The following is a 12,817-nucleotide window of genomic DNA, read 5'->3' as shown; positions in this document are numbered from 1 at the left end:
CGGGCTGCCTATTCCGCCTTTGCGCCGCCCAGAAACTCCTCGCACCAGGTCGGGCCGTTCGGACGCTTGCGGTCGCCGACGATCCGGATCGCGCGGATGACGTAGTCGGAGGAGACGGTGAGCTGAACGGAGCAGCTCAGATATTCCGTGCGCGGGGCCGAGATGCGCTTGCCGCGTTTGCCGTCGGCGGTCTTTTCGTATTCTGCCGCGATCTTGCGCGTCTTGTAACCGCCCTTCCAGCTATAGACGGTGTCGCCGCCCGCTTCGACGTCGGAAATGGGGGGGCCGAACTGGGCGAAGAATGGCCCCGCCGGCTGGCCGAGCCAGCGTGCCTCGACCGCATTTCTCGTGATCCCGGTCGTCGTCGTGCAGCCGGCAAGAAGCAGCCCGAGGGCGCCCGCCGTCATCATGCGGAAATTCATGTGTCTGTCCCTTAGATATGTCCTGAAACCTGCGGCGCGGAAGGGCCGGAATCCCCCGGTTTTCCTTGCGGTCCGCCGAGGCTCTAGCGCTAAAAGCCGTGAAAGAAAATCGGCTCGGAGCATTGCCGCCGAGGAAATTGGAGAGCGTTGCAGAAACGCCCTATTCCCCCATGAGACGGGGCATGCCGGCGGCCGGATTATTTTGACCCTTAGCGCGGTCTTTTTTGCGATAGGCGCTTGTGAAATCAAAAATGCTGTTCTATAGAGGCGCCGCTGGTCACGGAGTGTAGCGCAGTCTGGTAGCGCACCACGTTCGGGACGTGGGGGTCGAGTGTTCGAATCACTCCACTCCGACCAGCTGAAACAATCCCCCGATTATTGTTGTTGTTCGGTCCGGCTTCTTAGCCGGGTGACGCGCGGCCTCAGGTCTTGATCGCGATAAGCGATAGGCCCCCGCCAACCGGACGGTGCGGGTCCGGCGTAGCCTTTGCCACGCTTTTATTGTTCACAGGGAAACGGGTTGTTCTCGAATCTCCGTCTTATCGGAGTGAACAATCGGCGCGAATATGCTTCAAAGTGCAAACCCGTGAGGCAGCGATGTCGAAGGAACCTATCTTCACTCTACGTGAATTTGTCGTCTGGGCAGCCATTCTCGGCAGTGTGGTCGGCTATCAGCTTTGGAATCATGCCGATCGGCAGCCGCTAACGATCGATCTCGCGACGATCGAGCCGCGCGCCTGAACGCCTTATTGCGCCAAATCGTCGAGATCCACGGAGAGAGCTTCGGCAATCTTCTTCATGGTTGAAAGACTTCCGTCCTTCTTCCCGCTCTCGATTTCGGAGAGATAGGGAGCGCTGATCCTGGCCTTCTTGGCCAATTCTCGAGCGGCCATGCCGCGATGGGAGCGCCAGACCTTGACCGCGTTCTCGCCAGCCAGAAGACGGTTGACGACCTCGGCCGGCACGAGCTCGTCGCGGCCAGCGGCGATATCGGCCTTCACCTTGTCGGCCTGCGCGATATCGGCCCTATCGAGCAAATCTTCATATTCAGCAATGGGAAGGACGACCAGGGTTTCGCCACCCGGGGTGGTAATGGTCTGCATAACGGACTCCTATTCGTAGACGCTGCCGCGAGAGCCGATCTTGATGATGTCGAGGACAACACCTTGATCGTCCATGATAACCCGCCAATCGCCAACACGGAGGCGAATGTAAGGTGAGCCGGTCAGCGGCTTGACGTTGTTCCCAAGAGACTTTGGATCGCTCGCATACTGTTCGATCTTCGATACAATGCGCTTCGCATCATTTGCCGCGAGGCGGCGGAGCAGCTTCACCGACGATTTGCTGTAAACGATCTTCTTCATGCTGGAAGTTAGCATACGGAGAACAAATGGCAATGGAAAATTAGCTTACGGAAAATAAGTCTGGGTACCAATTCCGAAACGATCAGGGGCGGCACGGTGCAACGCACGCGTTTTTTGGACCGGCCTGTCGAAAGCTGCGCAGCAAAAAGGGGCCTGACGGCCCCTCTGCTCATCGATGACTCTGTCAGGTCACCCGTCAATCGCGTCTATGATGTTGACCGCCTTGCCGGCCGTGACACGACGCACCTCCACGTCTTCGCGGCGGCTTGCAAAGAGCTCCGTTGCCATGAACTGATCGGCGAGATCGGCCGGCAGAGACAGGATCACACGGCTCTCCTCGGCATGGATGCCCCCGAGCGCGGCGCGCTTGGCGGTGATCATGCCGCCGGCCACCGTGTTGTTGGTGTCGGGGTCGATCAGGATGAAGGCGCCGGTCGTGCGGTTCTGCTCATAGGTGTCGAAGATCGCCTGTTCGTCGAAGGCGAGGTGCACCTTGCCGATCGCATTCATCGGCAATTCGTCTGCGTGGTTCCACTTGCCGCTCTTGAGTTCGAGCTGACTGACCGGCTGCACCTGCACGCGCTGGCGGCGGCTGCCGGACTTCAGCCAGTAGCGCTTGCCCGGCTGGATGCCTTCCGGCTGCAGCGCCACGAGTTGCGCATCGAAGGCGAGCCCGGTCATCGGCTGGCTGTCGATCGAGGCGATCACGTCGCCGCGGGAAACGTCCACCTGGCGGTCGAGCACCAGCGTGATCGCGTCGCCGGCAACCGCCGCATTGCGCACGAGATCGAAGGTGACGATCTTGCTCACATTGGCGACCATGCCGGACGGCAGGATGACGACGGAGTCCCCCGGCTTCACCGAGCCGCCGGCGACCGTGCCCTGATAACCGCGGAAGCTTTCTCCCGGGCGCGATACGCGCTGCACCGGCAGGCGGAAGCCGACGGTCTGGGCGGAGCGGGTCGTGGCAAGCTCCAGAACCTCGATCAGCGTCGGGCCGTCATACCAGGGCATGGAAGCGCGGCCGTCATAGACGACGTTCTCGCCCTTGAGCGCCGAGACCGGAATTGCGGTGACCTGGCGGACTCCGAGCGAAAGGGCCAGTTCCCGGAACTCGTGCGAGATCTGATCGAAGCGGGCGCGGTCGTAGTTCGTCAGGTCGATCTTGTTGACGGCGAGCACGAACTGGCGGATGCCCATCAGCGTCGCGATCGTAGCGTGGCGGCGGGTCTGCTCCAAAAGGCCGACACGTGCGTCGACGAGCAGCACGGCGAGATCGGCGGTCGAAGCGCCGGTCGCCATATTGCGCGTATATTGCTCGTGGCCGGGCGTGTCGGCGACGATGAAGGAGCGCTTGTCGGTCGCGAAATAGCGATAGGCGACATCGATGGTGATGCCCTGTTCCCGCTCGGCCTGAAGGCCGTCGAGCAGGAGAGCGAAATCCGGGAGGCCGAGATCGTTCTGCTTGCCGCTGGAATCGCGCTGAAGGCTTGCCGCCTGGTCTTCCTTGACCGCCTTGGTGTCCCAAAGCAGCCGGCCGATCAGCGTCGATTTGCCGTCATCGACGCTGCCGCAGGTGATGAGGCGAAGGGGGCGCGTGTCGCGCACGACCCGCGCAGTCTCCTGCACCGGGAGGGATACGACGGTTTGGTCCAGGGCTGCGTTCGCTGCTGCCGGTGCGGTCATCAGAAATATCCTTCGCGTTTCTTCTTTTCCATCGAACCGGCCTGGTCGCGGTCGATCGCGCGGCCCTGACGTTCGGAGACGGTCGCGGTTTCAAGTTCGGCAATGATGTCGTCGAGCGTGTCGGCTTCGGAGCGGATCGCACCCGTGAGCGGGAAGCAGCCGAGCGTGCGGAAGCGGATGACTTCCTCGCGCTTGACCTCGCCGGGAAGCAGCTCGAGACGAGGATCCTCGGCGAGGATCAGCATGCCGTCGCGCTCTACGACGGGGCGCTTCTTGGCGAAATAGAGCGGCACGATCGGGATATCTTCCGCCTGGATGTAGCGCCAGATGTCGACCTCGGTCCAGTTGGACAGAGGGAAGGCGCGGACGCTCTCGCCCTTGCGGATCATGCCGTTATAGACGTTCCACAGTTCCGGGCGCTGGTTGCGCGGATCCCAGCGATGATCCGGCGTGCGGAAGGAATAGATGCGCTCCTTGGCACGGCTTGCCTCCTCGTCACGGCGCGCGCCGCCGAATGCGGCGTCGTACTGGCCAGCGTCGAGCGCCTGGCGCAACGCTTCGGTCTTCATGATGTCGGTATAGAGCGCCGAACCGTGCGTGAACGGCGTGACGTTCTCGGCTGCGCCGCGCGGATTGGTGTGGGCAACGAGGTCGAGATCGTATTTCGCGACCATCTCGTCACGGAATGCGATCATCTCGCGGAACTTCCAGCCGGTGTCGACATGCAGGAGCGGGAAGGGGATGCGGCCGGGATAGAAGGCCTTGCGGGCAAGATGCAGCAGGACCGACGAATCCTTGCCGATCGAGTAGAGCATCACCGGGCGCTCGAATTCGGCCGCGACCTCGCGGAAGATGTGAATCGCTTCGTTCTCGAGCGCCTTCAGATGCGGATCGAGCGGCGGTTTCGTGCTCTGCGGATTGTGCAGTTCCGTTTCCGGAAGAGTATGGGGCATTGCTGACTCCGGGGAAGATCGTGGTCTTCGGGTGCGGCGCGTGGCGCTCAGGCCGCGTTGCTGGCGTTGGGGATGATCGAGGAAGCCGCTTCCGGCACATGCAGGCCGCATTCGCGCTTCTCGTCGTTCTCCCACCACCAGCGGCCGGCGCGCTCCGGCTCGCCGGGCTTGATGGCACGGGTGCAGGGCTCGCAACCGATCGACGGATAGCCGCGACTATGCAGCGGGTTGACGGGAATGCCCTCTGCCGCGACATGGGCCTGGATCGTCTCGATGCCCCAGTCGGCGAGCGGATTGATCTTGATGAGTCCGCGCTCGACGTCGGCTTCAGCGAAAGGGGTCGTGGCACGGTTGCCCGACTGCCCGCGGCGCAGGCCCGTGATCCAATAGCTTGCCCCGTCGAGCGCGCGCGCAAGCGGCTTCAGCTTGCGCACGCCGCAACAGGCATGCCGGGCTTCCACGCTTTCGTAGAACCCGTTCATGCCGTATTGCGCCACATAGGCGTCGATGTCGGCTTTCTCAGGATAATAGCGCTTGATGAGGATGTCATAGGTTTCCTCGGTCTGGTCGATCAGCGCCACCGTCTCGTTGAAGAGGCGGCCCGTCTTCAGCGTCGCGACTTCGATGTCGAGACGGTTGCTGCCGATCGCGGCGGTAATGACCTGGTCCTCGATGCCGAGCGACGTGGTAAAGACCGCGCGGCCTTCAAGCCCGGCAATGAGCGCCAGCCGGCCGGCGAGATCCAGACTTTCGAGCTTGTCGTTGAGGGCCTTCGCCTCCGCATCGAGGGCCATCACGTCTGCTTCGAGGGCCACCGCTTCTGCTTTGAGGGATTGCGTCGTCATGGCTGCATCCTGTTGCAATTTGCACGGAATATGGCAGCCGCTGGTGTCAATGGACAGAAAAACGGATTTCTATTGCTCAAGGATCAGAGCAAATATCTCTCTGATCCATAAAGTTCTAAGAAAACCTAGTAATCCAGTAGATTATTGTCTTACGATTAAACCCGCCAGGCTGTCTTCGCGTGCGGTGTTGCCGTTCAACAATCGTTGAATGCTCTGTCCATCTGCTTCGCGTGCTCCACTTTCAGACTGACCCCGCGAGCCCACGAAAGGAGACAAGACATGGCAAAATCCTTGCCGTCCCGCATATTCGCTGGAGTGGCTTTCGGCCTGCTTCTGGTGACGGGCGCCTATGCGCATCACGGCTGGTCCTGGGCGGAGGCCGATCAGGTCGAGCTTTCAGGGACGATACGCGAGATCTCCATGGCACCGCCGCATCCGACCCTTCAGGTCGAGACGCGGAATGACGGCACCTGGCGTGTCGAACTCGGCAACCCGCGGCTCACCGAGCGTTCGGGCTTTGTGGAAGGGGCAGCCAAGGCCGGCGATCCGATCGTCGTGCTCGGCAACCGCTCGCTCGACCGGAACGAGAAGAGGATGAAGGCCGTGCGGATCACAGTCGCCGGAAAGGTCTATGACATCTATCCGGAGCGCATTCGGACGAATTGATGGAGGAGGCGCTGACGTGGATCGGGGCGTTGCCCTTCGCCGTGGCGATACGGCGCTCCGCGGTGCTCTACATCTTCGTGAACGCCGCCCACATACTCTCGATCGGGATAATCGTCGGCTCGATCCTGCCGCTCGACCTGCGGCTGCTCGGCTTCTTCCGCAGCGTGCCGGTCGCAGTGGTCGGACCCTATCTTTCACGCGCGGCGGCAATCGGCGTAGCGTTGGCCATCGCCACCGGTTTCTGTCTCTTCAGCGTGCGCCCGGTTGAATATGCCGCCAACCCCGCCTTCCTGACGAAGATGATGCTGCTCGCGCTCGGCGTACTCAACGCGGCCATATTGCACCTGACCCCGCAATGGCGCGACGCCGTCAAAGGCGGGCCGCTCTCCCCGAGGGTCCGCCTTTCCGCGCTGCTTTCCATGTCGATCTGGACCGGCGCGGTCCTTGCCGGGCGCTGGATCGGTTTCCTCTCGGAATAAGTTACCTGTCGCTCACCGCCCAGCGCGGATTGATCCACGGCTCCTGGTTCGAGCGGGCGAGCGGCTGTCTGCCGAGGATATGATCGGCGGACTTCTCGCCGGTCATGATCGAGGGGGCGTTCAGGTTGCCATAGGTGATGTGCGGGAAGATCGAGGAGTCGGCGACACGAAGCCCGTCGACGCCGATAACCCGAGTTTCGGGATCGACCACGGCCATCGGGTCGTCCTTCGCACCCATCTTGCATGTGCCGCAGGGATGATAGGCGCTTTCGAGATGCTCGCGCAGGAACCCGTCGATCTCCTCGTCCGTCTGCACCTTTTCGCCGGGCTGGATTTCGGGGCCGCGATAGAGGTCGAAAGCCTTCTGCCCGAAAATCTCGCGCGTGAGCCGCACGCAATGGCGGAACTTCTCCCAGTCCTCCGGATGGCTCATATAGTTGAAGCGGATCACCGGGTCGGCCTTCGGGTCGGAGGAGCGGAGCGAGACGTTGCCGCGCGACTTCGACAGGTTGTAGCCGACATGCACCTGGAAGCCGTGCGACTTCGCCGCCGCCTTGCCGTCATAGCTGATCGCCACCGGCAGGAAGTGGTATTGGATGTCCGGCTGCTTCACGCCGGGTGCGGAGCGCAGGAAGGCGCAGGACTCGAACTGGTTGGAAATGCCGAGGCCTCTTTTGAAGAAGAGCCATTGCGCACCGGCGACGCCCTGCCAGAACCATGGCAGCCAGGAATAGAGTGAAACCGGCTTCGTGCTCACCTGCTGGAAATAGAATTCCATGTGGTCCTGCAGGTTCTGGCCGACGCCGGGCCGGTCGACCTTCACGTCAATTCCCATCTCCCTGAGGTGCGCAGCCGGGCCGATGCCGGACAGCATCAGCAGCTTCGGCGAATTGAACGAAGAGGCGGAGACGATCACTTCGCGATTGGCCTTCACCACCTCGATCCGTCCGCCCCGCTCGATCTCCACGCCCGTCGCCCGGCCGTTCTCGATGACGATCTTGCGGGCGAAGCAACGGATGAGCTCGACATTCGGACGTTTGAGCGCCGGCCTCAGATAGGCGGAAGCGGCCGACCAGCGGCGGCCCCGCCATGTCGTCTGCTCCATCAGCCCGAAGCCCTCCTGCTTCGAGCCGTTATAATCCTCGGTGACTTCGAAGCCGGCCTCTTTTCCCGCTTCGATGAAGGCGTGAAACAGGGGATTCTTGACTGGGCCGCGCTGGACGTGCAGCGGCCCGTCGGTACCGCGCCAGCCCTCTTCGCCGCCATGCGAATGCTCCATCCGCTTGTAATAGGGCAGCACGTCCGCATAGGCCCAGCCCTGCGCACCGAGTTCCTCCCAGCGGTTGAAGTCTTCCGAGTGGCCGCGGACATAGACCATGCCGTTGATCGAGGAGGAGCCGCCGATCACCTTGCCGCGCGGCGCGGTGATGCGCCGGTTGTTGAGGTTCGGCTCGGGTTCGGAGAGATAGCCCCAATTATAGCGGTTCATGCTCATCGGCCAGGCAAGCGCTGCCGGCATCTGGATGAACGGACCGACATCCGAACCGCCGAACTCGAGCACGATGACCGAATTCCTGCCGTCTTCCGACAGGCGATAGGCGAGCGCCGAGCCCGCCGAGCCGGAACCGATGATGACGAAATCTGCCTGCATTCTCGCTGCTTTCTTTTTTGGATGCACTCGGCATGCCCCTCATCCGGCTGCCGCAACCTTCTCCCCGCTCGCGGGGAGAAGGACACGCGGCGCCCGCGCAGTCCCTCTGCCGCCGGCGCGGAAGCTCACCGCCTCCGGTCCCCTCTCCCCGCGAGCGGCGAGAGGGTTAATCCTCGGGTTAAACCCGAGGAGAGGGGCAAGCGCCAACTTTCAATACGGCGCCTCGACCGGCCCCATGCCGACATAGACGGTCTTGAGCTCGGTATAGTGGTTGAGCGCCGCGACCGAATTCTCCCGCCCGAAACCCGATTGCTTGGACCCGCCAAAGGGGATCTCTACCGGGCAGAGATTGTAGGTGTTGATCCAGAGCGTGCCGGCTTCGAGCCGGTCGGCGACCCGGTGGGCGCGGGTGAGGTCCGCGGTGAAGACGCCGGCCGAAAGGCCGAATTCGGTGGCGTTGGCGCGTGCGATGACTTCCACCTCGTCGTCGAAGTCGAGCACGCACATGACCGGTCCGAAGATTTCTTCGCGCGCGATCGTCATCCCGTCGGTGACGTCGGCGAAGACGGTCGGCTGGATATAGGTGCCTTCGCCGCTCACATTATTGGGAATGCCGCCGCCGGTGACGAGGCGGGCGCCTTCCGCCTTGCCCTTCCCGATATAGGAGAAGACCTTGTCGCGTTGCGCCGCCGAGATCATCGGACCGAGCTGCGTCGCCTCGTCCAGGGGGTCGCCGATGACGATGGCTTCGGTGCGTTCCTTGAGGCGGGCGAGGAAAGGCTCCTTGATCTTCCTTTGCACGAAGACGCGCGTGCCGTTGGAGCAGACCTGGCCGGTCGAATAGAAATTGCCGAGCATGGCGCCGCCGATCGCGCTTTCGAGATCGGCATCGTCGAAGACGATCAGCGGCGACTTGCCGCCGAGCTCCATGGTGACGTGCTTGAGTTCGGCCGCGGCGGCGCCCGCGACTTTTTTGCCCGTCGGCACGGAGCCGGTGAGCGACACCTTGGCGACGTCCGGATGGTTGACGAGGAGCGGGCCCGTCGCGCGGTCGCCCTGGATGACGTTGAACAGGCCCTTCGGCAGACCCGCTTCGATAAGGATTTCGGCGATCTTAAGTGCGCCGAGCGGGGTGTTTTCCGAAGGCTTGAACACCATCGCATTGCCGGCGACGAGCGCAGGCGCACCCTTCCAGCAGGCGATCTGCTGCGGATAGTTCCAGGCGCCGATGCCGACGCAGACGCCGAGCGGCACCCGCTTCGTATAGGCGAAGTCGCCGCCGAGCGGGATATAATCGCCGTTGAGTGCGGCGGGCGCGACGCCGCCGAAGAATTCGAAACTGTCGGCGCCGGACGTCGGGTCGGCGACGATGGTTTCCTGGATCGGCTTGCCGGTGTCGAGCGTTTCGAGTTCGGAAAGCTCGCGGTTGCGCTGGCGCATGATCTCGGCGGCCCGCTTCAGGATGCGGCCGCGCGCCGTCGGGCTCATCGCCGCCCATTCCGGCTGCGCGCGCTTGGCCGCGGCGATCGCCTTCTCGACGATCCCAGGCGTTGCGGCATGGAGCCGGGCGATGACTTCGCCGGTCGCCGGATAGATGCTCTCGATCACCGTGCCGGCGGCGTCCTCGACATATTCGCCGTCGATGAAGTGCGAGGCTTTCGGTTGGGCTCTCATCTCATTCTCCTCGCGGATAGCGTTTGGATTCCTCGAGAGTGTCGAGGTTCATGTGGTTGCGCATGTAGCGCTCCGATGCCTTTTGCAGCGGCTGGTGGTCCCAGGGGTAGTAGGCGCCGTTGCGAAGCGCTTCGTAGACCACCCAGCGCCGTGCCTGGCTCTCACGCACGGCAGCGTCGAAGGCTTCCATGTCCCAATGCGCCGCGCGCATGTCGCGGAATGCCGTGAGCGTCGCCTGATCGACGGGCCCGCGCGGATTCTCCGCGAGGTTCGTAAGCTCCAGCGGATCTGCCTCGAGATCGAAGAGCTGCTCCGGATCGAGCGCGCAGTAGACATATTTCCACTTGCCCTCGCGGATGGAGACCAGCGGCGCATAGGAGGCCTCGGCCGCGTATTCCATCAGCACCGGCTCCGTGCGTTCGACGCCGTTGACCATCGGCACGAGGCTGACGCCATCGGTCCAGGGCTTCACTTCCTCGAGCGAAATGCCGGCGAGGTCCGCAAGCGTCGGCGTCACGTCGAGATTGGAGGTCGGCGTCAGATGCAGGCCGGGTGCGATACCCGGGCCGGCAAGCATCAGCGGCACGCGCGCCGAGCCTTCGAAGAAGTTCATCTTGAACCAGAGGCCGCGCTCGCCGAGCATGTCGCCGTGGTCGGAACAGAAGAGGATGAGCGTATCGTCGAGCATCCGCGTCCGCGTGAGCGTGTCGATCAGCTCGCCCACCTTCTCGTCGAGATAGGAGATATTGGCGAAATAGGCGCGGCGCGAGCGGCGGACATTCTCCTCGGTCACGTCGAAATTCCGGTAGTCGCAGGAGAGCATGATGCGTTGCGAATGCGGGTCCTGCTTGTCGAGGGGGATGGCGCCGACCTCGGGCGTGAGGTGCTCGCAACCCTCGTAGAGATCCCAGAATTTCCGCCGCGCGACATAGGGGTCGTGCGGGTGGGTGAAGGAGACGGTGAGGCACCAGGGACGCCGGCTCTCGTCGTCGTTTTCCCGCGAAAGCTGGTAGAGCTTCTGGTTTGCGAGGAAGGCCACCTCGTCGTCATATTCCATCTGGTTGGTGATTTCGGCGACCCCGGCGCCGGTGACGGAGCCGAGATTGTGATACCACCAGTCGATCCGCTCGCCCGGCTTGCGGTAATCCGGCGTCCAGCCGAAATCGGCGGGATAGATGTCGGTCGTCAGCCGCTCCTCGAAGCCGTGCAACTGGTCCGGCCCGACGAAATGCATCTTGCCGGAAAGCGCGGTGTAGTAGCCGGCCCGGCGCAGATGATGTGCATAGGTCGGGATCGACGACTGGTATTCGGCAGCATTGTCGTAGACCCGGGTGCGGCTCGGCAATTGCCCGGCCATGAAGGATGCGCGGGCAGGGGCACACAGGGGCGACGAGGTGTAGTTGTTGCGGAAACGCGCCGACCGCTTGGCCAGCGCCTTCAGGTTGGGCGCATGCAGGAAGTCTGCAGGCCCGTCCGGAAAGAGCTTTCCGTTCAACTGGTCCACCATGATGATCAGAATGTTGGGCTTACCGGTGGTCACTGGTCGGTTCCTCGATGGTTCGAATTCTTGCTCGCCTTGCTTGGTTCAGGTTGGAGGTTGCCCCTCATCCGGCTGCCGCCACCTTCTCCCCGCCGGCGGGGAGAAGGGACATGCGGCGCTGCCGAAGTTCCCTCTCCCCGCGTGCGGGGAGAGGGTTAGTCCTCGGGTTTAACCCGAGGAGAGGGGTATTTCCCGTCACCATTCGCCCGTAAATGCGCATTCACATAATCTTCCGTGAGCGCGACCGATGCTTCGATGCTGATCGGCGCCGACTTCAAACTTTGCCGGATGTAGAGCCCGTCGATCATCGCAGCCGCGCCTTCGGCGATGCGCTCCGCGTCGTCCGCCGGGCAGAGCGCTCTCAGGCCCACAAGCAGATTGGAGCGCAGCCGCCGTGCATAGATCACGAGCAGCCGCCGCACCTCCTCCGACCGTTGCGCCTCCGAATAGAAGGCGAGCCAGGCGGCGACCGTCTCCGGCGCGAACTGATCGGCGCGGAAGCTCACGCGGATCAACGCGCTCACCCTTTCGCGCGGCGTCGCCGCCGCTTTCATTGCTGCGACGGCGTCGTCGCGCAATTTGCCCAGGAGGCTGCGGATCGTGGCGATCAGCAACTGCTCCTTGCTGCCGAAATAGTGATGCGCGAGCGCGGGTGAGACGCCGGCCGTCCGCGCGATCTCCGACATGGTCACCGCGAGCGTACCCTGATCGCCGATCACGCGCAGCGCCGCATCGACCAGCGCCTTGCGGCGCACCGGCTCCATTCCGACCTTCGGCATCTTCGAACTCCTCAGATGCCAGCTTATTTTTGATTGATCCATCAATCAATAAAAAAATCTGCGCTTTTCTCTTTCTTTTTGCTTGGAAATCCGGCTCAATCAGCGGGAGGCGTCCATGCGCATCGGCATGACTGGAGGTTGAAATGGTTCACGCGTCCGATCCATCCGGCAGAGAGGCCATTGCCGGAAAATGGGGGTGGTTCGTCGCACTCGGCGTGCTTCTGATCATGTGCGGCGGCATCGCCTTCGGAAACCTGCTGATGGCGACAGTCGCCTCCGTCTATTACGTCGGTCTCATCATGCTGATCGGCGGCCTGCTCAATCTCGCCCATGCCTTTCAGGTCAAAAGCTGGGGGAGTGTCCTTTACTGGATATTGAGCGGCGCCTTCTACGCCGCAGCGGGCCTGTTCGCCTTCATCAATCCTGTCCTCGCCTCCTCCGTGCTGACGTTTCTGCTGGCCCTGGCGCTGATCGCCGCCGGTTGCTCCCGCATCTGGGTAGGGTTCAGGCTTCGGCCGCTCGGCGGCTGGGGGTGGATGGTCATCGGCGGCCTCGTGACGCTGCTAGCCGGCCTCATCATCGCCGCCGGCTGGCCGGTCGACAGTCTCTGGATACTGGGTCTTTTCCTGGCGGTCGATCTCGTCATGCAGGGGCTGGCCTCGATCGCCTTCGGGGTTCTTGCGAGGGGCTGAGCAGGCCTTTTCCGAAGCTTCATCAAACTTTCACATTCGCGAAAGATTTCGTTGACGCCTTGCTCC

14 protein-coding genes and 1 tRNA gene are annotated in these 12,817 nt (G+C 62.8%); 5 read left to right on the top strand and 10 right to left on the bottom strand.

From position 1 onward, the window contains the following. Positions 1 to 8: 8 nt before the first annotated feature. The gene (locus M1D34_RS10950; protein ID WP_003536285.1) at positions 9 to 422 is read right to left on the bottom strand and encodes a hypothetical protein; all 414 of its coding nucleotides are present in this window, start codon (positions 420 to 422) and stop codon (positions 9 to 11) included. Positions 423 to 702: 280 nt separating this feature from the next. On the opposite strand from M1D34_RS10950, the gene M1D34_RS10945 reads away from it, so the two are divergent. Continuing rightward, positions 703 to 779: transfer RNA gene (locus M1D34_RS10945), tRNA-Pro, on the top strand. A gap of 240 nt (positions 780 to 1,019) precedes the next feature. Continuing rightward, positions 1,020 to 1,163, top strand: coding sequence for a hypothetical protein (locus M1D34_RS10940; protein ID WP_318867015.1), 144 nt, complete (start codon positions 1,020 to 1,022; stop codon positions 1,161 to 1,163). A gap of 5 nt (positions 1,164 to 1,168) precedes the next feature. On the opposite strand, the gene M1D34_RS10935 is transcribed toward M1D34_RS10940, so the two are convergent. The 5 genes from M1D34_RS10935 to M1D34_RS10915 form a co-directional block, all read right to left on the bottom strand. Next, on the bottom strand, positions 1,169 to 1,525 hold the full coding sequence (locus M1D34_RS10935; RefSeq protein ID WP_010968936.1) for a helix-turn-helix transcriptional regulator: 357 nt from the start codon (positions 1,523 to 1,525) through the stop codon (positions 1,169 to 1,171). Positions 1,526 to 1,534: 9 nt separating this feature from the next. Next, positions 1,535 to 1,786 (bottom strand): type II toxin-antitoxin system RelE family toxin, encoded by a 252-nt coding sequence (locus M1D34_RS10930; RefSeq protein ID WP_153314725.1) that lies wholly within the window; start codon positions 1,784 to 1,786, stop codon positions 1,535 to 1,537. Positions 1,787 to 1,975: 189 nt separating this feature from the next. Then, on the bottom strand, positions 1,976 to 3,472 hold the full coding sequence (cysN, locus tag M1D34_RS10925; protein WP_498779023.1) for a sulfate adenylyltransferase subunit CysN: 1,497 nt from the start codon (positions 3,470 to 3,472) through the stop codon (positions 1,976 to 1,978). Further along, positions 3,472 to 4,425, bottom strand: a complete 954-nt coding sequence (cysD, locus tag M1D34_RS10920; RefSeq protein ID WP_003536273.1) for a sulfate adenylyltransferase subunit CysD — start codon at positions 4,423 to 4,425, stop codon at positions 3,472 to 3,474. The genes cysN and cysD overlap by 1 nt, the downstream gene beginning before the upstream one ends. Positions 4,426 to 4,472: 47 nt before the next feature. Further along, positions 4,473 to 5,270, bottom strand: a complete 798-nt coding sequence (locus M1D34_RS10915) for a phosphoadenylyl-sulfate reductase (protein WP_010968938.1) — start codon at positions 5,268 to 5,270, stop codon at positions 4,473 to 4,475. 279 nt (positions 5,271 to 5,549) lie between these two features. Between M1D34_RS10915 and M1D34_RS10910 the strand changes: the two genes are divergently transcribed. Both M1D34_RS10910 and M1D34_RS10905 read left to right on the top strand, forming a co-directional pair. Beyond that, a complete protein-coding gene (locus M1D34_RS10910; protein ID WP_003536268.1) occupies positions 5,550 to 5,936 on the top strand; it encodes a DUF6152 family protein in 387 nt (128 codons plus the stop codon). Next, positions 5,936 to 6,415 carry a DUF6644 family protein gene (locus tag M1D34_RS10905; protein ID WP_498779020.1) on the top strand — a complete coding sequence of 160 codons (480 nt, stop codon included), beginning with the start codon at positions 5,936 to 5,938 and terminating at the stop codon, positions 6,413 to 6,415. The genes M1D34_RS10910 and M1D34_RS10905 overlap by 1 nt, the downstream gene beginning before the upstream one ends. A 1-nt stretch (position 6,416) precedes the next feature. On the opposite strand, the gene betA is transcribed toward M1D34_RS10905, so the two are convergent. From betA to betI, 4 genes are all read right to left on the bottom strand, one after another. Then, positions 6,417 to 8,066, bottom strand: a complete 1,650-nt coding sequence (gene betA / locus M1D34_RS10900; protein WP_498779018.1) for a choline dehydrogenase — start codon at positions 8,064 to 8,066, stop codon at positions 6,417 to 6,419. 210 nt (positions 8,067 to 8,276) lie between these two features. Then, complete coding sequence (gene betB / locus M1D34_RS10895; RefSeq protein ID WP_498779016.1) at positions 8,277 to 9,740, bottom strand: betaine-aldehyde dehydrogenase; 1,464 nt, start codon at positions 9,738 to 9,740, stop codon at positions 8,277 to 8,279. Between the two features lies 1 nt (position 9,741). Beyond that, positions 9,742 to 11,280, bottom strand: coding sequence for a choline-sulfatase (gene betC / locus M1D34_RS10890; protein ID WP_498779014.1), 1,539 nt, complete (start codon positions 11,278 to 11,280; stop codon positions 9,742 to 9,744). A 155-nt stretch (positions 11,281 to 11,435) separates the two neighbouring features. Beyond that, positions 11,436 to 12,059 carry a transcriptional regulator BetI gene (betI, locus tag M1D34_RS10885; protein WP_027990690.1) on the bottom strand — a complete coding sequence of 208 codons (624 nt, stop codon included), beginning with the start codon at positions 12,057 to 12,059 and terminating at the stop codon, positions 11,436 to 11,438. A gap of 143 nt (positions 12,060 to 12,202) precedes the next feature. Between betI and M1D34_RS10880 the strand changes: the two genes are divergently transcribed. Further along, positions 12,203 to 12,751, top strand: a complete 549-nt coding sequence (locus tag M1D34_RS10880) for an HdeD family acid-resistance protein (RefSeq protein WP_498779012.1) — start codon at positions 12,203 to 12,205, stop codon at positions 12,749 to 12,751. Positions 12,752 to 12,817 lie beyond the last annotated feature (66 nt).

It is taken from the genome of Ensifer sp. D2-11, assembly GCF_054161295.1.
This window is presented reverse-complemented; position numbering and strand designations above follow the sequence as displayed.

What these genes read in the sequence shown, in the direction of transcription:
- M1D34_RS10950 (WP_003536285.1), bottom strand. Translation starts at nt 422, where the DNA reads ATGAATTTCCGCATGATGACGGCGGGCGCCCTCGGGCTGCTTCTTGCC.
- M1D34_RS10940 (WP_318867015.1), top strand. Translation starts at nt 1,020, where the DNA reads ATGTCGAAGGAACCTATCTTCACTCTACGTGAATTTGTCGTCTGGGCA.
- M1D34_RS10935 (WP_010968936.1), bottom strand. Translation starts at nt 1,525, where the DNA reads ATGCAGACCATTACCACCCCGGGTGGCGAAACCCTGGTCGTCCTTCCC.
- M1D34_RS10930 (WP_153314725.1), bottom strand. Translation starts at nt 1,786, where the DNA reads ATGAAGAAGATCGTTTACAGCAAATCGTCGGTGAAGCTGCTCCGCCGC.
- cysN (WP_498779023.1), bottom strand. Translation starts at nt 3,472, where the DNA reads ATGACCGCACCGGCAGCAGCGAACGCAGCCCTGGACCAAACCGTCGTA.
- cysD (WP_003536273.1), bottom strand. Translation starts at nt 4,425, where the DNA reads ATGCCCCATACTCTTCCGGAAACGGAACTGCACAATCCGCAGAGCACG.
- M1D34_RS10915 (WP_010968938.1), bottom strand. Translation starts at nt 5,270, where the DNA reads ATGACGACGCAATCCCTCAAAGCAGAAGCGGTGGCCCTCGAAGCAGAC.
- M1D34_RS10910 (WP_003536268.1), top strand. Translation starts at nt 5,550, where the DNA reads ATGGCAAAATCCTTGCCGTCCCGCATATTCGCTGGAGTGGCTTTCGGC.
- M1D34_RS10905 (WP_498779020.1), top strand. Translation starts at nt 5,936, where the DNA reads ATGGAGGAGGCGCTGACGTGGATCGGGGCGTTGCCCTTCGCCGTGGCG.
- betA (WP_498779018.1), bottom strand. Translation starts at nt 8,066, where the DNA reads ATGCAGGCAGATTTCGTCATCATCGGTTCCGGCTCGGCGGGCTCGGCG.
- betB (WP_498779016.1), bottom strand. Translation starts at nt 9,740, where the DNA reads ATGAGAGCCCAACCGAAAGCCTCGCACTTCATCGACGGCGAATATGTC.
- betI (WP_027990690.1), bottom strand. Translation starts at nt 12,059, where the DNA reads ATGCCGAAGGTCGGAATGGAGCCGGTGCGCCGCAAGGCGCTGGTCGAT.
- M1D34_RS10880 (WP_498779012.1), top strand. Translation starts at nt 12,203, where the DNA reads ATGGTTCACGCGTCCGATCCATCCGGCAGAGAGGCCATTGCCGGAAAA.